The organism is Ralstonia nicotianae (genome assembly GCF_018243235.1).
In the GTDB taxonomy this organism is placed as follows: Bacteria; Pseudomonadota; Gammaproteobacteria; order Burkholderiales; family Burkholderiaceae; genus Ralstonia; species Ralstonia nicotianae.
This window is the reverse complement of record NZ_CP046674.1, coordinates 1,860,992-1,881,614: the sequence shown is the minus strand read 5'-3', so window position 1 is coordinate 1,881,614 and position 20,623 is coordinate 1,860,992. Positions and strand designations below refer to the sequence as shown.

The following is a 20,623-nucleotide window of genomic DNA, read 5'->3' as shown; positions in this document are numbered from 1 at the left end:
TCCGACCCGCACGCAACCCTGACCGACCGTCATGACCCACCGCACGCTCGCCGATCTGCCGCCGCACCGCAGCGGCTGCATCGCCATGGCCACGAAGCCACGGCCCGCCCCCCGCAACAGGATGCCCCCGGACCCCGCCGGAGGCCGCCATGCATGACCTGTCCACCGCCCCCAAGACCTACAGCGTCCTGGTGTGCGGCACGCGCTTCGGCGAGCACTACCTCGCCGCGCTGACCTGCGCCGAACGCCTGTGGGCGGCCAGGCCGGCCCATCTGCCGCGCTACCGGCTGGCCGGCCTGCTCGCGCGCGGCAGCGAGCGCTCGCGGGCGCTGGCGCGGCGGCTCGGGGTCCCGCTGTTCAGTGCGCCGGACGAAGTGCCGGCCGGCATCGACATCGCCTGCGTGGTGGTCCGCAGCGCGATCGTCGGCGGCGACGGCTCGTCGCTGGCGCGCGCGCTGCTCGCGCGCGGCATGCACGTGCTGCAGGAGCACCCGGTGCACCCGACCGACATCGTGCGCCTGCGCGAACTGGCCGCGCGGCACGGCCGGCGCTACCACGTCAACACGTTCTATCCGCACCTGCCCGCCGGGCAACGCTTCATCGACTACGCGCGGCAAAGCGCGGCCCGCAACCGGCCCGCCTTCGTCGAGATCACCACCAGCCTGCAGCTGCTGTACTCCAGCCTCGACATGGTGTGCCGTGCGCTGGGCGGCGAAGGCACGTTCGCCTGCGCCGGGCCGCTGCCGCTGGACGCCCTGCCCGGCCGGCCCGATGCACCGTGGCCGTTCCGGGCCATCCAGGGCGTGATCTGCGGCGTGCCGTTCTCGCTCAACCTGCAGACCTATCTCGATCCCGCCGATCCGGACCACCACAGCCTGGTCATGCACCGCATCGCCATCGGCGGACCGGAAGGCCATGTGCTCCTGGTCGGCAGCTACGGGCCCGTGATCTGGAGCCACCCGATCTACGCCCCCGACTACGCCCGCAGCGATGCGCAGGCCTCGTACCTGCTGTCGCCCCAGGCACACGGGGCCAGCCGCTTCAACCGCCAGCCCACCGCGCTGACCTTCGGGCCGGCGCGCGGGCCGAGCCTGTGCGAGGCGGTGGCGAGCGATTTCCCCGTGGCGATCCATGCCGCGCTGGACGAACTGGTCGCGGCCGGAGCGCCGGTCCACACGTCGCCCTGGTGGCACGCGCACGGCCAGGCCTGGCTGGGCATCATGCGCGCCGCCGGCCAGCCGGTGATGGTGAAGCAGCCCGCGCCGCCACCGCCCCACCCCGACCCCGAAACCTACCTGCGGGAGCACGCATGATGACCATCACGACGGATCGGACACCCCCGGCGGCCGGCGCCGCCCTAGACCGCAACCGCAGCGCCTATGCCGGCCTGGCCGACGTGCTGGAGCGCGCCGGCCTGGCCGAGCATGCGCTGTACCTGAACTGGGGCTACCGGCCGGTTGACGGCCAGCCGGACTGGGCCGCCCGCGAACTGCCGCCGGGCGAACTCGGCCGGATGCAGGCGCGCCTGGTCCTCGAGGTGCTGGGCGACACGCCGCTGGACGGCCGGCGCGTGCTCGACGTCGGCTGCGGGCGCGGCGGCGCGCTCGCGCTGATGGGCCGCCTGCATGCGCCCGCCGCCCTCGCCGGCGCCGACATCAGCGCCGCGAACATCGCCTACTGCCGCAAGCGCCACACGCATCCGCGCCTGCGCTTCCAGATCGCGGACGCGTGCCGGCTGCCCTATCCCGACGGCAGCATGGACGTGGTCTTCAACCTGGAATCGTCCGGCGCCTATCCCGACATCGGGGCATTCTTCCATCACGTGCACCGCATCCTCAGGGTGGGCGGGCGCTTCTGCCTTGCCGACGTGTTCGATGCCGACAGCGTGGCGTGGGTCCGCGCCGCGCTGGAGCAGGCCGGATTCACGCTCGAGCGGGAGCGCTCGATCCCTGCGCAGGTGCGCGCGGCGCGCGAGCGCGCTTCGCCCGGCATCTGGCGCCGGCTGGACACCGCGCTGACCGCGCTCGACGCGCCCGGCCTGCGGCGGGAGCTGGAGCGCTACCTGGCCGCGCCATCGTCCGGGCTGTTCCAGGCACTGGAAGACGGCCGCGTCGACTATCGGCTCTTTCACTGGCGCAAAACGCGCCCCGCAGCCGGCCGGATCGATGCCGACGTGATCGCCCGGCTGGCCACGCGCTCCGCCCGACTCGATGCCGCGCTGCAGGATCGCGCTCCATCGGCCGCCGCACCGCAGTCCCCCGCACCGGGGCCGGCCAATGCCTCGGCGTCGGCCTGGTTCCCGTTCACTGCGCCCGACGCGCAGGCGGGCTTCAACGTCTTCGCGCTGCCCTATGCCGGCGGCGGGGCCTCGGTCTACCGGGCGTGGACCCTGCCGCGGCGCCCCGGCGCCGCCCCGTGGCAGCTCTGCCCGGTGCAGTTGCCGGGCCGCGAGAGCCGCTTCGGCGAGCCGATGATCGATGACATGGCCACGCTGGCCGATCGCCTTGCCGATGCCATCGGCCCCTATGCGCACCGGCCGTGGGCGCTGCTGGGCTGCAGCCTCGGCTGCAAGATCGCCTTTGAAGTGGCGCGCCGCTTCGCGCGGCAGGGCCGCCCGCCCGCGCTGCTGTTCCTGATGGCCTGCCCCGCGCCCGGCCTGCCGCTGGGCCGACGGATCTCGACCCGCGCCGAAGCCGATTTCGCACGCGAGGTATGCCATCTCGGCGGCACGCCCCCGGAAGTGCTGGCCGACGCCGAGATGATGCGCACCCTCATGCCGATCCTGCGCAACGACAGCGCGCTGGCCGAGCACTACGTCGCTGCCGAGGACGCCACCGTCAACGTGCCGATCGTCATGGTGGCCGCCGGCGACGACCACCTCGTCACGGTGGAGGAAGCGCGGCGCTGGCAGCGCCATGCCGGCGCCGGCTTCGACTGGCGCCTGGTGGACGGCGGCCACTTTTTCCTGCGGCAGCGGCGCCGGGAACTGACGGACTGGCTGCTGGACGCCCTGCGCCGCGGCGAGCGGACCCTACCAGTGCAGACCACCACCGCCGACGTGCCCGATGTTCCATGCAGCACCCCCGAGCAGCCGCGCGACCCGAGCCGGATGCCCGCCCCCGGCGCGAGCGCCAACCTCGTGCTGGCACCGGGCGAGATCCTGGTGGTCACGGCGCCCCGCAGCCTCGCGGCCCGCCTCACCCCGGCGGCGCTGAGCGACGACGAGCAGCGGCAACTGGCGCGCTTCGCGTTCGACGCCGACCGGGAGCGCTACCTGGCCGCGCACTGGGCCAAGCGCCGCGTGCTGGGCGCGCTGCTGGCGGCCGCACCGCGATCGCTGCGCTTCGGGGCACAGGCGGGCGGCAAGCCCTACCTGATTGGCGAGGCGCTGCATTTCAGCCTGTCGCACAGTGGCGACCGGGTTGCCGTGGCGGTCTGCCGGCACGCGCCCGTGGGCGTCGACATCGAGCAGGCGCGCGGCATCGCATGCCATGCGTCGGCCGCGCGGATCATGCACCCGCTCGACCGGATCGCCCCGCAGTGCGAGACCCCCGAAGACCGCTTCCTCGCGGCCTGGAGCCTGAAGGAAGCCGTCGCGAAATGCACGGGCGCGGGCCTGGCCCTGCCCTTCGACTCGCTGCGCCTCGCGTTCGCCGGCAACGGGCGGTACGGCTGCCACCTGGGCACGCAAGCGGCCTGGGAGGCACATCACCAGCATGAGGACGGCGTGCATCTCGCGGTCGCGAGCGCGACGCCGTGGGCGGCCCTGCGCATCCTCCCGCTGGACGCAGCGCTCGCCGGGGGTTGAACGCGCGCACGGGTGTTGCGGCACCGCGGGCGTTCGGGCACAATCGCCGGCCTGCGGAGATGGCATGCCTCCCTTAACCGCCGATCCCATCGGCTGATGATGCCTACAGGTTCCTGGACAGGGAAGTTGTAGGCACGCGCCCATACGGCGTTCCGCCGTCCAGGTTTGAGTGCTTCGAATCTGGTTCTCATGAAAAAAACATTCGCTCTTCCGGAGCAGGTGGCCATGCTGCCGTATCTGCTGCGCTGGCTGTTCCTGGCCTCGCTGACCGGCGTGCTGGCCGGCCTCGGCTCGGCGGCGCTGCTGCTCGCGCTGGACTGGGCCACGCTCACGCGCACGGCCCACCCGTGGCTGCTCTGGCTCCTGCCGCTGGCCGGGCTGGCCGTTGGCCTGCTCTATCACTACACGGGCCGCGCGGTCGAAGGTGGCAACAATCTGCTGATCGACGAAATCCACGACCCGAAGCGCGTCGTGCCGAAACGCATGGCGCCGCTGATCCTGATCGGCACGGTCGTGACGCATCTGTTCGGCGGCTCGGCCGGGCGCGAGGGGACCGCCGTGCAGATGGGCGGCAGCTTCGCGGATGGCCTCACCCGCCTGTTCCGGCTCGACAACGAGGCGCGGCGCATCCTGCTGATGTCCGGCATCAGCGCGGGCTTTGCCTCGGTGTTCGGCACCCCGCTGGCGGGCGCCGTGTTCGGCCTGGAAGTGCTGGCCATCGGCCGCCTGCGCTACGACGCGATCCTGCCCTGCTTCGTGGCGGCCATCGTCGGCGACCTCGTGCCGCCGCTGCTCGGCGTCCATCACACGCCGTATGCGATTCCGTTCGTTCCGCATCTCACGCCGCTGGCGATCGGCGCGGTGGTGGTTGCCGGCATCGTCTTCGGCCTCGCGGGCATGACCTTTGCCGAGCTGACCCATCGGCTCGGGCGCTGGCTGAAAAAGCGCATTCCGTTCGGCCCGCTGCGCCCGGTGCTGGGCGGCTGCGTGGTCGCGGCGGCGGCGACGGCGCTCGGCACCGACAAGTACCTGGGGCTGGGCATCCCGGTCATCGTGGACGCGTTCCACCAGCCGCTGCCGGCGTACGACTTCGCGGGCAAGGCCGCGTTTACCATCGTGACGCTGGCCTCCGGCTTCAAGGGGGGCGAGGTGACGCCGCTCTTCTACATTGGGGCCACCCTCGGCAATGCGCTCGGCTACGTGCTGCCGCTGCCGTTTGCGCTGCTGGCCGGCCTGGGCTTCGTCGCCGTCTTTGCGGGCGCGGCGAATACGCCCATCGCATCGACCATCATGGCCATCGAGCTGTTCGGGCCCGAAGTCGGCACCTTTGCCGGCATCGCATGCGTGGTCAGCTACCTCTTCTCGGGGCACACCGGCATCTATCCCGCGCAGCGCATCGGCCATGCCAAGCGCGCGTCGGTTCCGGAGGGGCTGCGCTTGTCCGAGGTGCCGGCATTCCGGCCAGCTTCCACCGCAGCCAAGCCAGACGAGCCGCCCTCGCGCCAACCATGAGCAGGACGGCGCCCCGCCGCGCGGGCCGCTGGGTTGCGCGGCCGGCAGGTCGGTCGCCGTCATTCCGCAGTGACGGCATCCGGATGGCCGGGCATTGCACCGGCCCCGGGGAACGCCGCGCCCGCCCGGCCGACATGCCGCCTGGACCCTCACCCGCGCCGGGAGCGTGCGGCCGGAAAACCGCCTATCGTGGTTCAGCGACGCCCCCAATGCGGCGCTAGGCCCCTGAAAAGCGGCCCGAGCCCGCCGCTCCGGTCAACGGCCGATTGCGCGCGTCGCGACGATGGGCCCGGTGCTGCTTCACACGGGCCCCTTCCTTCCCTGACCCGCCCGGAGGTATGCCATGGCGCAACCGCGTCCGCCGTTCCACATCACGATCCCGATCTATCCCGGCGTCGACCTGCTGGATGTGGCGGCGCCGATCGAGCTGTTCAGCTGGATGGCCGATGCCTGGAAAGCGCGGGCGACGACGATCACCCTGGCCGCGGAGCACCTGACGCCGCTCAAGACCCGCGACGGCCTGACCCTCACGCCGCAGCGCCAGTTCGCCGACTATGCCGACGCCGCCGCGCCGCAGCCGCAGACCCACCTGCTGTGGGTGCCGGGCGGCGCCCCCGACGTGCTGCGAAAATTGATGCGAGGCGGCCCGTACCTGGATTTCCTGAAGGCGCAGAGCGCCGGCGCGGACCATGTCTCGTCCGTCTGCGAGGGCGCCCTGCTGCTGGCCGCCGCGGGCCTGCTCGACGGCTATCGGGCGACCACGCACTGGGCGTTCATCCCCTGCCTCCAGCAGTTCCCCGCGATCAAGGTGGCCGACGGCTTCCCGCGCTACGTCATCGACGGCAACCGCATCACCGGCGGCGGCATTTCGTCGGGGCTGGACGAGGCGCTGGCGATCGTGGCGCACGTGGCGGGACAGGACATCGCCAAGCACGTCCAGATGATCACGCAGTATTTCCCGGACCCGCCCTTCGAGCAGACCATCGTCCCGGCCACGCACTGCCCGCTGCAGGCGTGATGCCGGCGACGCAGCGCCCCTGAACCCGAGCGAAGCAAGGCGCCGGCAAACTCACCGGCATGTTCAGTGCCGCATCGTCACGCCATTGCGGTTCGCCCACGCCATCAGCTCGGCGATGAGGCGCTGGCCGCAACAGTTGAGGCTCACGCCGAGCAACGACAGCGTGCGGTTGGCCAGCAGCGCTCGCGTACCAGATTCTTCCATCCTGTTGTTGCGCAGGTCGAGCGACACCAGCCGGGCATTGGCGGCCAGTGCCCGCGCGCCCGCGTTCTTGATGTCGTTGCTGCTGACGTCGAGCGTGGTCAGCGTCGGGTTGGCGGCCAAGGCCTTGGCCCCCTGATCCTGGATGCCGTTGCCGCTGATGTCGAGCGTGGTCAGTGTCTTGCCGGCCGCCAGGCTGACCGCACTCGCATCCTCGAGGTTATTGCGGCGCACACTGAGCCAGACCAGCGTGGCATTGGCGCTCAACGCCCGCACGCCGGCATCGCCGATGTCGTTGTAGCCGAGATCGAGCGTGGTCAGCTTCGTGTTGGCGGCCAGGGCTTGCGCGCCCTCCGCGCCGATCCGGTTGTGCTCGAGATGGAGCGTGGTCAGGCTGGTGCTGGCGGCCAGGGCTGTGGCACCCGCATTGCCGATGTCGTTGCCGTCAAGGCGCAGCCAGGTCAGCGTCTTGCTGGCCGCCAGTGCCTTGACCCCATCGGCGCCGACCCCGGTGCTCTCGACGTTGAGCGTGGTCAGCCGCGCGTTGGCGGCGAGCGCCAGCACCCCCGCGTCGCCAATCTCATTGCCGCCGATGGCGAGCGAGGTGAGCGTCCGGCTGGCCGCCAGCGCCGTCGCCCCATCGATGCCGATCCCGTTGCGGTTGGCATCGAGCGTGGTCAGCTGCGTGCAGGCGGCCAGCTCGCGTGCGCCCTCGTCGCCAATGCGGTTGTCGCTGACGTCGAGCGAACGCAGCGTCTGGTTGGCAGCCAGCGCCTTCGCGCCGGCCACGCCGATCCGGTTGCCGCTGACATTGAGCGTGGTCAGCCGCGTGTTGGCGGCCAGCGCTTGCGCGCCTTCCGGGCCGATCCGGCCGTTGCTGACGTTGAGCGAGGTCAGCGTCGGGTGATTCGCCAGCAGCCGCGCACCCTCGGCGCCGATGCGCTTGTTGCGGACATTCAGCCGGACCAGCGGCAGACGGCTCAGGTGCGCGATGCCGGCGGCCGTGATCGGGCCCCGGCACCGGCTCAGGTCCAGTGCCTTCAGCGATGCGGGCAGCCCCCGCAGATCGTCGTCCGTGAACGTGCCGGCAAGCGTCAGCTTCTCCAGGGCCGGATAGTTGCCCGCGCGCAAAACGCCCGCGAGGCCGGCCCGGTCCTTGATGACCAGCTCCCGCATATCGGCCTCGATCGCGGCTTTCACCGGCTTGCTGGCGACCCGCAGCCGCTGGACGGTCAAGGGATCGGAGCGGCGGGCGATTTCCCGAAAGATGTCCGGCGGCAGCTGGGGCAGCGGCCTCGCCGGCCTGGGCTGGCACAGCGACAGCAGTTGCGCCAGCCCTTGCAGGAGCGATGAGCCGGCCGCGCTCCTGGCCGGACGTGCCGGGCCGGGCGCGGGCAGCCCCGGCTGCGCATCGGCCGATGGAGCGCGCACGCCATCGGCGGCGGATGACGACTGGCCAACAGGAGCGACAGGTTTCACGCGCCACGCCCAGTCTGCTCTGACACGGCGCCGCACGGCGCATGCGCCGCACGGCACCCGATGCCCGGCCGCGCGCCATCGCGCTTGGGCATACGCGGGCCGAAGCCCGGCCGGGCCCGATGGCGGTGCCTCACGTCTTGAGCACGGCCAGCGTGGTGCTGGCCTCCAGTGCCCGCATGCCCGCTTCGCCGATCCGGTTAGCGCCGACATTGAGCGTGGCCAGCCGGGTGTTGTCGGCCAGCGCCAGCGCGCCCGGGTCTCCGATCCAGTTGGCGCTGGCATCCAGGGTGACGAGCGTATCGTTGGCAGCCAGGGCCTGCGCACCGGCATCCCCGATCCGGTTGCTGCCGATGTCCAGCGCGGTGAGCGTGGTGCTGGCCGCCAGCGCTCGCGCCCCTGCCTCCTCGATGCCGTTGTTGGCGACACTCAGCTTGACGAGCGTGGCATTGGCGCCGAGGGCCCGCGCCCCCGCGTTGCCGATACCGTTGTTGCCGATGTCGAGCTCGGTGAGCGCGGCACTGGCTGCCAGCAGCGCCGCGCCCGCGCTCCCCAGCGCATTGCCGCAGACGTTGAGGCTGGTGAGCCGGGGATTCGCGGCCAGCGCCTCGGCCCCCCCGACCCCGATCTCGTTGTAGCACAGGTCCAGTCGGGTGAGCGTCTGGCTGGCGGCCAGTGCCCGGGCGCCCTCGGGGCCGATCCCGCAGTCGCCGGCATCGAGTTTGTTCAGCTTGGCGCTGCCGGCCAGCGCCCGCGCGCCCGCATCGCCGATCCTGTTGTCGCTGATATCGAGCTTGGTCAGCCCGGCGCAAGCAACCAACGCGCGCGCGCCGGCGTCACTGATCCCGTTGCGGCCGACATTGAGCGAGGTCAGCTTCGGGTTGGCCGCCAAGGCAGCGGCACCGTCGTCGCCGATCGCGTTGCGGGAGATGTTGAGCACGGTCAGCGTCGGGTGGCTCGCCAGCAGCCGCGCGCTTTCGGCATCCAGCCCGCAGCCGCTGACATCCAGCCGTTCCAGCGGCAGCGCCAGCAGGCGGGCGATCCCGACGGACGTGATCGGGCCCTCGCATCGGCTCAGGTCCAGCGCCGTGAGGGAAGCCGGCAACCTCTGCAGGTAGGCATCCGTGAAATGGCCGACGAGCGTCAGCCGATTCAGCTCTAGGCAGCCGGCCACGGACGGCGGCCTTTTGCCGCTGTCCCGGTGCGTGATGGTCAGTTGCGGGATGCTGGCCTCGGCGCCCATCTTCACCGCCCGGCTGACGGCGCGCAGGCTTTGAATGTCCGCGGGCTTGGTGCCGCGCGCGATTTCCGTCCAGATCTCCGGTGGAAAGAATGGCACCGGCGGTGCCACCCACCGCGCCCGCAGGCGCGCCAGGCCCCGCAGGATCGATGACCCAGCCGGCGCCCGGGCCGGCCTTGCCGGCTGGGACGCAGGCGCGCCCGCCTGCGGTGCCGATGTCGAAGCCTGCGCGCTGTCGGCGACGGACGTTGGCCGCCAGCCGGCCCAGAAGTGGTATCCCATTGCGAGTCGCGAGTCCGGAATGAAAACGGCAGCGTAGGTATGGCCCCGGGGTCGGCTGTCACCGGAAACGAAGCCCTGCCTCCGGCAGCGAACGGCGAAGCGATGCCGCCCGCCGCCGCCGCGTGCCGGTCACGTCCGCTTCACGTTGCCGGGCCAGGGCTGCGGGCCGGCTCGGCCCGCCTGGGGCCTAGTGCGCCGCTTCCAGGTCCGCGATCGTCGCGGCCAGGAACCGCGCCGCCTCGCCGCCGGTCACCACCCGGTGGTCGAAGGTCAGGCTCAGCGGCAGCACGCGGTGCACCGCCGGGGCGCCGGCGGCCGCCACCACCTGCTCGTGGATGCGGCCCGCGCCCAGGATCGCCACGGTCGGCGGCACCACCACCGGCGCCGCGTACTTGCCCGCGATCATGCCGAAGTTCGACAGCGTGATGGTGTTGCCGCGCAACTCCTCCGGCGGAATCTTGCGTGCCCGGATGTCGGCGCGCATGCGGTCCAGCCCGGCGCGCAGATCGGCCGCGTCGCGGTGCGCGACATTGCGCAGCACCGGCACGAACAGCCCGTCCGGCAGATCGACGGCGATGCCGAGGTCGATCTTCTCCAGCACGTGGCGCCGCCCCGCATGCCCGTCGAACCAGGCGTTGAGCCCCGGCTCGGCGCGGCAGCCGGCCACCAGCGCGCGGATCAGCCGGATGGTCACATCGGTGCCGGGCGGCCAGGCGTGGATGTCGGCATCGTCAATGACGGTGGCGGCGGCCACTTCGCTCTGCGCGCGCGCCATGTTCTGCGCCATGGCGCGCCGCACGCCGCGCAGCACCTCGGGCGGCCCCAGTTCGGAGAACACCTTGGCCACGCGCTCGACATCCGCCGCCGTGATGACCCCGTCCGGCCCCGAGGGCGTCGCCATCGACAGGTCCACGTCGAGCTTGCGCGCCAGCGCCCGCACCGCCGGCGTCGCCTTGATGCCGCCGGCGGCCGCCCCGGGCGCGGCGGCCAGCACGGCCGGCGCCTCCCGCACCACCTGTTGCCCGACCTGCATCTGCCCGACCACGGTGCCCGCATCCGCTTCACCGCCGCCCGCCCCTTCGAACGCGACCAGCGGCGCGCCCAGGTGCACGATGTCGCCCGGCTGGCCGAACAGCCTGGCGATGCGGCCGGCCTGCGGCGACGGGATCTCGACGATGGCCTTGGCGGTCTCGACCGAGACCAGCGGCTGATCGGCCTCGACGGTGTCGCCGGCCTGCACGTGCCATTGCACGATCTCCGCCTCCTGCAGCCCTTCGCCGAGATCCGGCAGTTTGAAGACGATCATCGTCAGGCGGCCTCCAGGGTCTTCCTGACCGCGGCGAGGATGCGCTCGACGCCGGGCAGGTATTGGTTCTCCAGCCTGGGCAGCGGCATGACCACGTCGTAGCCCGTCACCCGCTGTACAGGCGCCAGCAGCGAATACAGCCCGTGCTCGGCCAGGTTGGCAGCGATCTCCGCACCGAAGCCCGACGTGCGCGGCGCCTCGTGCACGATCACGCAGCGCCCGGTCTTGGCCACCGAGGCCAGGATGGTTTCCATGTCGAGCGGCTTGAGCGTGGCCACGTCGATCACCTCGGCCAGCACGCCGTCCTGCGCGAGCTGGTCGGCGGCGGCCTGCGCGGCCTGCAATGCTCCGCCCCAGCTCACCAGCGTCACGTCGGTGCCGTCGCGCAGGGTGAAGCAGGTGTCCAGCGGCAGCGCCTCGCCGTTGTCCTCCACCGGCTGGCGGAACACGCGGTACAGGCGCGTCGGCTCGAAGACGATCACCGGGTCCGGATCGCGGATGGCCGCCAGCAGCAGCCCGTATGCCCGCGCCGGCGACGACGGAATCACCACCCGCAGCCCCGGCATGTGCGCGAACAGCGCCTCCGGGCTCTCCGAATGGTGCTCCGGCGCGTGGATGCCGGCGCCGCACGGCGAGCGGATCACCAGCGGGCACGACAGCCGCCCGCGCGTGCGATGCCGCAGCCGGGCCGCGTGATTGAGCACGTGGTCGATGGCCGGATAGATGAAGCCGCTGAACTGGATCTCGACCACCGGCCGCAGCCCCATCGCCGCCATGCCGATGGCGGCGCCGGCCAGCGCGGTCTCGGCCAGCGGCGTATCGATGACGCGCTCGGCGCCGAAGCGTGCCTGCAGCCCGACCGTGGCGCGGAACACCCCGCCGTTGACCCCGATGTCCTCGCCCAGCAGCACCACTGACGGGTCATGCTCCAGCGCATGCGCGAGCGCCAGGTTCACCGCCTCGACCAGGTTGACGTCAGCCATGGCCGCCCTCCCCGCCCTGCGGCGCAAAGGCCAGCGCCATGGCGCGCTGCGCCTCCAGCGCGCGCGGCAAGGCGGCATACAGGTGGTCGAACATCGCCGAGGGGCCGGGCTGCCCGACCGCCAGGTACGCCGCCACCGCCTCCTCCACCTGGGCATAGCAGGCGCGGCCGAGCTGCTCTTCCTGGGCCTTGTCCCAGGCACTCAGGCGCATCAGGTAGTTGCGCAAGCGCAGGATCGGCTCGCGGGCCCAGGCCTGCTTGACGCTGTCCGGATCGCGGTAGCGCGTGGCGTCGTCCGCCGTGGTGTGGTCGCCCAGCCGGTAGCTGAGCGCTTCGATCAGCGTCGGGCCGCCGCCCGAGCGGGCCTTGTCGAGGGCGTCCTGCGCGGCCTGCCGCACGGCGATCACGTCGTTGCCGTCCACCTGCCGCCCGGCGATGCCCGCGGCGATCGCCTTCTGGGCCAGGGTCTGCGCGGCGGTCTGGCGGCTGCGCGGCACCGAGATCGCCCACTGGTTGTTGTTGACGATGAGCACCAGCGGCGCGCCCCACACGCCGGCCAGGTTCATCCCTTCATAGAAATCGCCCTTGGAGGTGCCGCCGTCACCGAACACCGCGACGGCGACACGCGGCTCGCGGCGCAGCTGGAACGCGTAGGCGGCCCCCGCCGCGTGGCAGACCTGGGTGCCGATCGGCACGCAGTTCGGGAAATCTTCGCGCACCGCGGCAAAGCAGCTGCCGCGCTCGTCGCCGCCCCAGTACAGCAGGCTCTCGGCCATGCTGACGCCGCGCAGCAGCTGCGCGCTGTGGTCGCGGTAGGACGGGAACAGGACGTCTTCGGCCCGCATGGCGCTGGCCACGCCCACGCCGATCGCCTCCTGGCCGACCGACGAGGCAAAGGTGCCGAGCTTGCCGGTGCGCTGCAGCGCGATGGCCTTGGTGTCGAACGCGCGCGTCAGCACCATGGCGCGATACAGCGCGAGCAGGGTCGGCACGTCTTGCGCAAACGCCGGCAATGGCTGGACCGGCTGGCCCTCGGGGTCAAGGTACTGCGTGTAGTCGATCTGAAAGCTGCCGACCGTGCTCATGACTGCAGCCCCCTTTGTTCTTCTTGGGAAGGGGCGCGTGCGGCGTCACCCGCGCGCGTCTGGTTCAACACTAGACGCTTCGCGGGCGAAAACAAGTCGGGCGTAGCCCTGCCCTGGGCGGATGCCCGGGGGCGCCAGGGCCGGCGGCCGGAACGCCACATCCTGCGGGCCGATGCCTCGAAGCACCGGGCATCGCAGCCCCGGCTGTTGAACACCATTCAGACCGGAACTTCCGGAGGGCGCCCTGTCGGGTGACTTGCCCAGAGTCCCGCGTGCAACAAGGTCGGGATCGTCCGGCGGCAACTGAAATACCGCTGGCAGCGCTCCGTCACCTGGACCCCGGAAACCATCGACGCGGCGCCGGCCGACCTGCCTGCCGGTTGTCAGCCAATGTCTCATGAACGCGGTTCTTCGCTGTTTGTATTCGAAGTTTCGTCGCTCGCATTGCAGCCCGATAACGGAACCTTTTTCCGACGGACGTGCTCCACGCTGAGACCGAATTATTTTTCCGGCGAATTGGGCCGCTTTTACCTTGTGTGTGAAATACGAAAACAAAGAGCGACTAGATGAGTGAAAAAAATACACAGCCAGATGCAGTCGTGTACCCGGGGCGCCGCCATTTTCTGGCGCGGACACCGATCTGGTCAGCGAGCACACTGGTATTGCCGCTTGCAGGATGCGAAAGCAGTCTCGCGCAGGAAGCACAAAATGCGGAATACACCATCGATGCATCGATTCAGTCGCCAAACCAGGATTCGCGCGTGCGCACGCTGGTATTGCACTACACCGCCGAATCGCTCGCTGATTCCATCGCATCGCTGACCGATCCACAGAAGCAGGTCAGTTCGCACTACCTCGTACCGGATGCCGCCAATGGCGGCGAGCGGTTCCGAATCTATTCACTCGCGCCGGAATCGCGTCGTGCATGGCATGCCGGCGTGAGCTACTGGCAGGGCGAGCGGATGCTCAATGCGAGTTCCGTCGGCATTGAGGTGGTCAATCTCGGTTTTCCCGCGCAGGACGGAAACGCACCCCTGATGAATCGCCGCTGGTATCCGTACCCCGATGCACAGATTGCAGTGGTCGGCCGACTTGCGGCTGACATCGTCGCGCGGCACGCAATCTTGCCGCGGAAAGTCGTCGGCCACGCCGATATCGCACCTGGGCGCAAGCTGGATCCGGGCCCCCTGTTCCCGTGGAAAACGCTGTATGAACAGTTCGGGATCGGCGCATGGCCTGAAGCGGAAGCCATCCACTATTACCAAAGCCATCAGCCGTTCCGCGGCAACGTCGCCGAGCTGCAGGCGAAGCTGCTCGCCTATGGCTACGACACGCCGCAGACCGGCGTGCTCGACACGCAAACCATCAACGTTGTTGCCGCCTTCCAGATGCATTTTCGGCCCGACCGATACGATGGCGCGCCGGATATCGAAACCGCGGCGATCCTCGATGCCCTGCTGGAAAAATATGTCCGCCGCGGACGACGCGCGCAGCAACGCCAGGCGGTGCCCGGACAGCTCAGCCCCCGGGGTGAGAAAGGCGACGATATGTGGCCCACGCCAGACACGACCGGGCAGTCGAGCTCACCATCCTTTTAAAACCGGAACGGCGTCATTTTGGAGAACCGGGCGATTGGATCACCACCAGCCGAGATTCCATGGCATTTCAGGCTTGAATCCGCGCAGAGCGTCAAAGCCCGGAGAGGAATGCGCACGCAGTTCGAAGTCGGCCGAGCACGCCGCGCGCAAGCCCTTGATCCAGCTCGGGCGCGGGTATGGCCGGTGGCCTGTGGACACCGGCCAGGGCCTGCATCAATCGATCAGGCGCCCGTCCGGCTCGAAGAACGGGTGCGGGCCGTCGAACGTGCCCACGTAGGCCAGATGGCTCACCAGGCCCTGCCCCGGCACCCAGGCGTGCACCCGGTAGGCGGGCGGCTCCATGACGAAGCCCGGCGCGCCCTCCGGATCGAGATCCAGCGCCACCTGGTGCGCCGGCGACGGGCAGGTCGACGCCACCGTGCCCGCGAAGCGCACGTCGATGGCGCGGTGCAGGTGCCCGCACAGGATGCGCTCGACGTTGCCGGCGGCGCGCACGATCTGCGCGAAGGCGGGGATGTCCTCGGCGGCCAGCGACTGCACGTCCATGTGGCCGATGCCGGTGGCGAACGGCGGGTGATGCATGGCGATCACCACCGGCCGCGCGGGCTCGGCTGCCAGCGCATCGTGCAGCCAGTCCAGCCGCGGCACGCCGAGCCGGCCGCCGGGGGCGCCGGTATCCAGCGTGTCCAGCACGATCAGGCGCACCTCGCCGATGTCGGTCCAGTACTGGAAGGCCTGTGGGTCCCGCGCCTCGGCCGGGATGGGGGCGAGCCAGTCGGCGAAGGCCTCGTGCGCGGCCGCGCGGGCATCGTGGTTGCCGAGCACCGGCAGCATGCGGATGCCGGCGGCGTCGAGCGGCGCCAGCAGCGCGCGCAGGTGCGCGTATTCGTCCGGCGCGCCGGCGTCGACCAGGTCGCCGGTCAGCACGATGGCATCGGGGCGCGCGGGCTGCGCCAGGATGTGCGCGACGCAGCGCGACAGGTAGGCGGCCGTATCGACGCGCCGGTAGGCCAGGCGGCCGGGCGGCTTGATGTGGAGGTCGGTCAGTTGCAGGAAGTGCATCAGGCTTGCAGGGTCAGGAGGCGGTCGGCGGCAATCTCGATGCCGACCGCGTGGCCCGGCGCGAACTGCTGGCGGCCGGGCACATCGATGAACAGCGGCGCGTTCGACACGCCCGCCACGCGCACGCGGGTGCGGAAACCGAGGAACACGGCGGATTCGACCACGCCCTTGAGCGCGGCCTGGGCCGGATCGGCCAGCACGGCATCCTCCGGCCGGAAGAACAGCGCATCGGCCGCGCCACCGCCCGCCGGCACCGCCACGCGGCCGCCGGCGCAGACGAACGCGCCGCCCTGCCGCTCGCCGTCGAGCCGGTTCATGATGCCGATGAAATCCGCCACGTGCCGGTTGGCCGGCTGGAAGTAGATCTCGCGCGGTGTGCCGATCTGGGCGATGCGGCCGGCGTCCATCACGACGATGCGATCCGCCAGGGCCATGGCCTCTTCCTGGTCGTGCGTGACGTAGACGGTGGTGATGCCGAGGCCGCGCAGCAGGCGGTCCATCTCGGCCCGCACGGATTCGCGCAGCTTGGCGTCGAGCGCCGTCAGCGGCTCGTCGAGCAGCAGCACGCGCGGCTCGGGCGCCAGCGCGCGGGCCAGGGCCACGCGCTGGCGCTGGCCGCCGGAGAGCTGGCCGATGGCGCGCTCGGCGTAGGGCGTCAGGTGCATCATGTCCAGCAGCGCATCGGCCCGCGCGCGGATCTGCGCGTCGGACAGCCGGTTGCGCCGGCGCTGGATGCGCAGGCCGTATTCCACGTTGCCGCGCACGCCCAGGTTGGGAAACAGCGCATAGTTCTGGAACACCATGCCGACGCGGCGGCGCTCGATCGGGTGCGCGGTGACCTCCTCGTCGCCAAAGCGGACGCTGCCGCCGGCATCGGGCGCCTCCAGCCCCGCGACGATGCGCAGCGTGGTGGTCTTGCCGCAGCCGGACGGGCCCAGCAGCACCAGCGTCTCGCCGGCGCCGATGTCGAGGTCGAGCGGGTCCAGCACGCGCTGGCCGCCGAAATGCTTGCCGCAGCCGCGCAACCGGATCGGCACGGGGGCGAGATGCAGGGGTTCGGGACTCGGTTCGGTACTCATCGGGAAGGGTTTCCGTTGGTCGTGCGCAGGCCACCGAAGCGCTGCATCAGCACCAGCAGCGGCACGATCATGACGAAGAAGATCAGCGTGTAGGCGCTGGCGATCTCCAGCCGCATCGACGCATAGGTATCGGCCAGGCCCACCGGCAGGGTCTTGGTCTGCGGGGTGTGCAGCATCCAGGTCAGGTTGAACTCGCCCACCGACAGCGTCACCACCGTCAGCGCCCCGGCCAGGATGCCGGGCCGCGCATTGGGCAGCACGATGGTGCGAAAGCGCTGCCAGAACGTCGCGCCCAGGCTGGCCGCGCCCTCCTCCAGCGTCTTCAGGTCCTGCGCGGCGCAGACCGCCGCCACCGCGCGCACCATGAACGGCAGCGTGAACACCACGTGCCCGCAGACGATGAACCACACGCTCTCGCGGAACGCACCCACGCCGCCGTACGCGATGATCAGGCCGAGCGCAGTCGCCAGGCCCGGCAGCGCCACGGGCAAGGTCAGGCACTCCTCGACCAGGCGGCTGGCGCGGCTCTGGCGGCGCGCCAGCACATAGCCGGCCGGCACGCCCGCCGCCAGCACGATCGCCAGCGTGCACAGCGCCACCAGCAGCGACATCCAGATCGACGCGTGATAGGTCTCCCACACCTGGGCGACCCAGTCGAAGGTCCAGCCGCTCTTGAAGCCGCGGATGTAGTTGCGCGTCAGCCCCACGGCCATCGACAGCGCCACCGGCACGATCAGGAACAGGCACAGCAGCAGCGTCACCAGCCACTGCGCCATCGGCAGCAGGCGCTTCATGCCGCGGCTCCCGCCTGCCCGCCGCTGGCCACGCGGGCCGCCGCCAGCACCAGCCACGTCACCGCGCCCAGCACCACCGACAGCGCCGCCGCCATGGCCATGCCGGCGTTGAGGGTGAATTCGGTGTAGATCGTCATCGGCAGCACGTCAATGTCGGTGGCGAGCGTGAAGGCGGTGCCGAACGCCCCCATCGAGGTGGCGAAGCAGATCGCGCCGGAGGCGATCAGCGCGGGCGCCAGCCCCGGCACCAGCACGTCGCGCGTCACCTGCCACGACGACGCGCCCAGCGAGCGCGCCGCCTCCTCCAGCGAGCGGTCGAGCTTTTCCGCCGCCGCCATCACCGTCAGCACCACGCGCGGGATGGAGAAATACAGGTAGCCGAGAAACAGCCCGCCGATCGAATAGGCGAACACCCATTTCTCGCCGGCCAGCCGCAGCGTCAGGTCGCCCAGCAGGCCCTGGCGCCCGGCCAGCAGGATCACCATGAAGCCCACCACCACGCCGGGAAACGCCAGCGGAAAGGTCAGCATGGCCGTGATCAGCCGCTTGCCCGGCACCGCGTGGCGCACCAGGAACAGCCCGGCGACGCTCGACAGCACCAGCGTCGCCAGCGTCACCGCCGCCGACAGCACCACCGTCGAGACCAGGCTGCCCAGGTAGCGCGGCGTGGTCAGCGCGGCGGTGTAGGTGGCCAGCAGCCCCTCGCTGCCGCTCACGCGCAGCAGCGCCGCCATCGGCAGCAGCCAGAAGGCGCAGAACAGCGCGACGGCGGGCGCGAGCAGCGCCGCCCGCCACCGCGCGGGCAGCACGGCGTCGTCCGGCAGCGAGCGTGCGGCGGCGGCCATGCTCAGCGCACCTCGTCCAGGTAGCGCGTGCCGAAGGCCTGCTGGCGCGCCGCCATCTGGTTGAAGTCGACCGTCTTCACGCGGGCGTACTCGCTGGCCGGCAGGAAGCGCGCGGCGGCCTCCTTCGACATCGCGCCGGCGCGCACCGGGCGCAGGTAGGCGTTGGCCCACAGCGCCTGGCCTTCATCGGAGAGCACGAAGTCGAGCACCTTCTTCGCATTGTCCGCATGCGGCGCGCCGGCCACCAGGCTCATCACGTACGGCACCGCGATCGAGCCCTCCTGCGGGATCACGAATTCCACGTTGGCGTGGTCCTTGTACTTGGCGCGGTAGGCGTTGAAGTCGTAGTCGAGCAGGATCGGGATCTCGCCGGCCACCACGCGCGCGTAGGCGGTCTGCTTGGGCACGATCGGCGCGTTCTTCTTGAGCTGCTTGAACCAGTCGATGCCCGGGCCGAAGTTGTCGAGCGTGCCGCCCAGCGCCTGGTTGACCGCCACGGCGCCGACATAGCCGACGAAGGCGCTGCTCGGGTCGAGGTAGCCGACCATGCCCTTGTACTCGGGCTTGAGCAGGTCCTTCCACGAGCGCGGCACCGGCTTGCCTTCCAGCGCGTCCTTGTTGACGAAGAAGCCCAGCGTGCCGGAGTGGATCGAGAAGAACGCGCCGTCCGGGTCCTTCATGCCGGCCGGGATGTCGTCCCAGTGCTTGGGCTTGTAGCCGGCGACCAGGCCCTTCTCCTTGGCCTGGTAGGCCGAGGTGATGCCCAGGTAGGCCACGTCGGCCACCGGGTGCCCCTTCTCGGCCAGCATCTGCGCGATGGCCTGGCCGGAGTTCTTGTTGTCGAACGGCACGGCGATGCCGGTCCGGTTCTTGATGGCCTGGATCTGGCCGGCCCAGTCGGCCCATTCCGGCGGGCAGTTGTAGCAGATGGCGACCTGCTGGCCCGCGGGTTGGGCATGCAGCGGCGCCGCCATGGCCAAGGCGCCGGCCGCAACGAGGCCGCATGCACGCAGCCAATGGATCAGACGTTTCATCGAGACGCTCCTTGCGTATCAGACGTGGGGAAAAAACCGGTGGAATCGGAATCTGGATCGGCCGACGTGGCGGGCGCCTCGGCCAGCGTGCCGCCGGGCAGCAGGCGGTGCGGCAGCGTGATCGGCGGCACGGTCTCGCCGGCGATGCGCCGGGCCAGCGCCTGGGCCGCATCGATGCCGATCTGCCGGTGCGGTTGCGCCACCGTCGCCAGCGTCGGCGACAGCCACTGGCCCATCGCCAGGCCGTCGAAGCCGATCACGCTGAGGTCTTCCGGCACGCGCAGGCCGCGCGTGCGCAGTGCGCCGATGGCCAGCAGGGCCAGCCGGTCATTGCTGCAAAACACGGCGGTGGGCCGCGGCGCGGCCAGCAGGCGGTCCAGCTCGGCGCTTGCCAGGGCTTCCGCGTTGAAGTCGATCTCGACCGGCGGCTGCGCGGCGATGCCGGCGGCCTCCAGCGCGTCGCGATAGCCGGCGTGGCGCAGCGCGGCCCGGTCGGAAGCGGCCAGCGTGCCGGTCAGCATGCGGATGCGCCGGTGCCCCCGCCCCAGCAGCGCGCGGATCGCGTCGCGCGCCGCGGCGCGGTTGTCGACCGTCACGCTGCAGCGCGCGGGCATGCGCGGCTGTCCCTGCGTGTCGTTGTAGACCAGCACGTAAGGCACGCGCTCGGCGTCCAGGCGATCCAGGTGGGGGTTGGCGGCGGCATCGGCCACCGTCAGGACCAGGCCGTCGACGCGCTGCTGCAGCAGGGTCTCGATGGCGCGGGCCTCGCGCTCGCGGTCGTAGGCCGTGGTCATCAGCATCACGCGCTGGCCGCTCGCCGCCGCGCCCTCGTCGATGCCCTGCAGACATTCGGCGAACACCGGGTTGGCCAGCGACGGCAGCACCACGCCCACCAGGCCGGTGCGCACGGCGCGCAGCTGGCGGCCCAGCGCGTTCGGGCGGTATTGCAGCGCGTCCATGGCGGCCTGCACGCGCGCCAGCGTCTCGGGGCTCACGCGCTCCGGCGCGTTGACGGCGCGCGAGACCGTGGCAATCGAGATGCCGGCGTGCGTCGCCACGTCCTTGATGCTGCTCGCCATTGCCGGCGCCTCCGCAGGGCTTGTAAACGTTTACATCGTAGGCGCCGGCAGTGAAGCTTTGATGACAGCCGATGCGGCACCGCGCCCGCAACACCGCATGCCCCGCGTCGCGAATAGCAAACTTACAAAGCTCGCATATGCTTCTTACGAAATCGGGGAAAGCGTGGCGCGCCGTCCGCACCGTAGCGGCTGGCCTGCTTGCTGCTGTGCCATCCCCGCGAC

General features: G+C 70.9%; 16 protein-coding genes and 1 riboswitch. Of the genes, 5 read left to right on the top strand and 11 right to left on the bottom strand.

Features of this window, described 5'->3' with window-relative positions:
* Positions 1-149: 149 nt before the first annotated feature.
* The 4 genes from GO999_RS08665 to GO999_RS08650 all read left to right on the top strand — a co-directional run bounded on the left by GO999_RS08665 (position 150) and on the right by GO999_RS08650 (position 6,338).
* The gene (locus GO999_RS08665; RefSeq protein ID WP_211906128.1) at positions 150-1,313 is read left to right on the top strand and encodes a Gfo/Idh/MocA family oxidoreductase; all 1,164 of its coding nucleotides are present in this window, start codon (positions 150-152) and stop codon (positions 1,311-1,313) included.
* On the top strand, positions 1,310-3,808 hold the full coding sequence (locus GO999_RS08660; protein ID WP_211906127.1) for a thioesterase domain-containing protein: 2,499 nt from the start codon (positions 1,310-1,312) through the stop codon (positions 3,806-3,808). Before GO999_RS08665 ends, GO999_RS08660 begins: the two co-directional genes overlap by 4 nt.
* A gap of 46 nt (positions 3,809-3,854) precedes the next feature.
* Positions 3,855-3,921, top strand: a riboswitch (Fluoride riboswitch).
* A gap of 76 nt (positions 3,922-3,997) precedes the next feature.
* Positions 3,998-5,320 carry a chloride channel protein gene (locus GO999_RS08655; RefSeq protein WP_211906126.1) on the top strand — a complete coding sequence of 441 codons (1,323 nt, stop codon included), beginning with the start codon at positions 3,998-4,000 and terminating at the stop codon, positions 5,318-5,320.
* Positions 5,321-5,663: 343 nt separating this feature from the next.
* Positions 5,664-6,338 carry a DJ-1/PfpI family protein gene (locus tag GO999_RS08650; protein WP_211906125.1) on the top strand — a complete coding sequence of 225 codons (675 nt, stop codon included), beginning with the start codon at positions 5,664-5,666 and terminating at the stop codon, positions 6,336-6,338.
* A gap of 63 nt (positions 6,339-6,401) precedes the next feature.
* Here GO999_RS08650 and GO999_RS08645 read toward each other — a convergent pair whose 3' ends face one another.
* The 5 genes from GO999_RS08645 to pdhA form a co-directional block, all read right to left on the bottom strand.
* Positions 6,402-7,970, bottom strand: coding sequence for a leucine-rich repeat domain-containing protein (locus GO999_RS08645; protein WP_211906773.1), 1,569 nt, complete (start codon positions 7,968-7,970; stop codon positions 6,402-6,404).
* Positions 7,971-8,148: 178 nt separating this feature from the next.
* Positions 8,149-9,354: a leucine-rich repeat domain-containing protein gene (locus tag GO999_RS08640; protein ID WP_211906124.1), complete on the bottom strand. Its 1,206-nt coding sequence runs from the start codon at positions 9,352-9,354 to the stop codon at positions 8,149-8,151.
* Between the two features lie 370 nt (positions 9,355-9,724).
* Positions 9,725-10,843 (bottom strand): dihydrolipoamide acetyltransferase family protein, encoded by a 1,119-nt coding sequence (locus GO999_RS08635; RefSeq protein WP_011001737.1) that lies wholly within the window; start codon positions 10,841-10,843, stop codon positions 9,725-9,727.
* 2 nt (positions 10,844-10,845) lie between these two features.
* Positions 10,846-11,826 (bottom strand): alpha-ketoacid dehydrogenase subunit beta, encoded by a 981-nt coding sequence (locus GO999_RS08630; RefSeq protein WP_011001736.1) that lies wholly within the window; start codon positions 11,824-11,826, stop codon positions 10,846-10,848.
* Positions 11,819-12,910, bottom strand: coding sequence for a pyruvate dehydrogenase (acetyl-transferring) E1 component subunit alpha (pdhA, locus tag GO999_RS08625; RefSeq protein ID WP_011001735.1), 1,092 nt, complete (start codon positions 12,908-12,910; stop codon positions 11,819-11,821). The genes GO999_RS08630 and pdhA overlap by 8 nt, the downstream gene beginning before the upstream one ends.
* Positions 12,911-13,476: 566 nt before the next feature.
* Between pdhA and GO999_RS08620 the strand changes: the two genes are divergently transcribed.
* Positions 13,477-14,508, top strand: coding sequence for an N-acetylmuramoyl-L-alanine amidase (locus GO999_RS08620; RefSeq protein ID WP_043897722.1), 1,032 nt, complete (start codon positions 13,477-13,479; stop codon positions 14,506-14,508).
* 213 nt (positions 14,509-14,721) lie between these two features.
* Here GO999_RS08620 and GO999_RS08615 read toward each other — a convergent pair whose 3' ends face one another.
* The 6 genes from GO999_RS08615 to GO999_RS08590 are packed head-to-tail and all read right to left on the bottom strand — an operon-like array spanning position 14,722 to position 20,401.
* Positions 14,722-15,570, bottom strand: a complete 849-nt coding sequence (locus tag GO999_RS08615) for a phosphodiesterase (RefSeq protein ID WP_019718787.1) — start codon at positions 15,568-15,570, stop codon at positions 14,722-14,724.
* Complete coding sequence (locus tag GO999_RS08610) at positions 15,570-16,649, bottom strand: ABC transporter ATP-binding protein (RefSeq protein ID WP_011001732.1); 1,080 nt, start codon at positions 16,647-16,649, stop codon at positions 15,570-15,572. Before GO999_RS08610 ends, GO999_RS08615 begins: the two co-directional genes overlap by 1 nt.
* Positions 16,646-17,443 (bottom strand): ABC transporter permease, encoded by a 798-nt coding sequence (locus GO999_RS08605; protein ID WP_011001731.1) that lies wholly within the window; start codon positions 17,441-17,443, stop codon positions 16,646-16,648. The genes GO999_RS08610 and GO999_RS08605 overlap by 4 nt, the downstream gene beginning before the upstream one ends.
* Complete coding sequence (locus GO999_RS08600; protein WP_011001730.1) at positions 17,440-18,288, bottom strand: ABC transporter permease; 849 nt, start codon at positions 18,286-18,288, stop codon at positions 17,440-17,442. The genes GO999_RS08605 and GO999_RS08600 overlap by 4 nt, the downstream gene beginning before the upstream one ends.
* A gap of 2 nt (positions 18,289-18,290) precedes the next feature.
* The gene (locus GO999_RS08595; protein ID WP_011001729.1) at positions 18,291-19,322 is read right to left on the bottom strand and encodes an ABC transporter substrate-binding protein; all 1,032 of its coding nucleotides are present in this window, start codon (positions 19,320-19,322) and stop codon (positions 18,291-18,293) included.
* Complete coding sequence (locus GO999_RS08590; RefSeq protein ID WP_021156091.1) at positions 19,319-20,401, bottom strand: LacI family DNA-binding transcriptional regulator; 1,083 nt, start codon at positions 20,399-20,401, stop codon at positions 19,319-19,321. The genes GO999_RS08595 and GO999_RS08590 overlap by 4 nt, the downstream gene beginning before the upstream one ends.
* Positions 20,402-20,623 lie beyond the last annotated feature (222 nt).

Coding starts and splice junctions, on each gene's coding strand:
- GO999_RS08665 (WP_211906128.1), top strand. CDS start 150: ATGCATGACCTGTCCACCGCCCCCAAGACCTACAGCGTCCTGGTGTGC.
- GO999_RS08660 (WP_211906127.1), top strand. CDS start 1,310: ATGATGACCATCACGACGGATCGGACACCCCCGGCGGCCGGCGCCGCC.
- GO999_RS08655 (WP_211906126.1), top strand. CDS start 3,998: ATGAAAAAAACATTCGCTCTTCCGGAGCAGGTGGCCATGCTGCCGTAT.
- GO999_RS08650 (WP_211906125.1), top strand. CDS start 5,664: ATGGCGCAACCGCGTCCGCCGTTCCACATCACGATCCCGATCTATCCC.
- GO999_RS08635 (WP_011001737.1), bottom strand. CDS start 10,843: ATGATCGTCTTCAAACTGCCGGATCTCGGCGAAGGGCTGCAGGAGGCG.
- GO999_RS08630 (WP_011001736.1), bottom strand. CDS start 11,826: ATGGCTGACGTCAACCTGGTCGAGGCGGTGAACCTGGCGCTCGCGCAT.
- pdhA (WP_011001735.1), bottom strand. CDS start 12,910: ATGAGCACGGTCGGCAGCTTTCAGATCGACTACACGCAGTACCTTGAC.
- GO999_RS08620 (WP_043897722.1), top strand. CDS start 13,477: ATGAGTGAAAAAAATACACAGCCAGATGCAGTCGTGTACCCGGGGCGC.
- GO999_RS08615 (WP_019718787.1), bottom strand. CDS start 15,570: ATGCACTTCCTGCAACTGACCGACCTCCACATCAAGCCGCCCGGCCGC.
- GO999_RS08610 (WP_011001732.1), bottom strand. CDS start 16,649: ATGAGTACCGAACCGAGTCCCGAACCCCTGCATCTCGCCCCCGTGCCG.
- GO999_RS08605 (WP_011001731.1), bottom strand. CDS start 17,443: ATGAAGCGCCTGCTGCCGATGGCGCAGTGGCTGGTGACGCTGCTGCTG.
- GO999_RS08600 (WP_011001730.1), bottom strand. CDS start 18,288: ATGGCCGCCGCCGCACGCTCGCTGCCGGACGACGCCGTGCTGCCCGCG.
- GO999_RS08595 (WP_011001729.1), bottom strand. CDS start 19,322: ATGAAACGTCTGATCCATTGGCTGCGTGCATGCGGCCTCGTTGCGGCC.
- GO999_RS08590 (WP_021156091.1), bottom strand. CDS start 20,401: ATGGCGAGCAGCATCAAGGACGTGGCGACGCACGCCGGCATCTCGATT.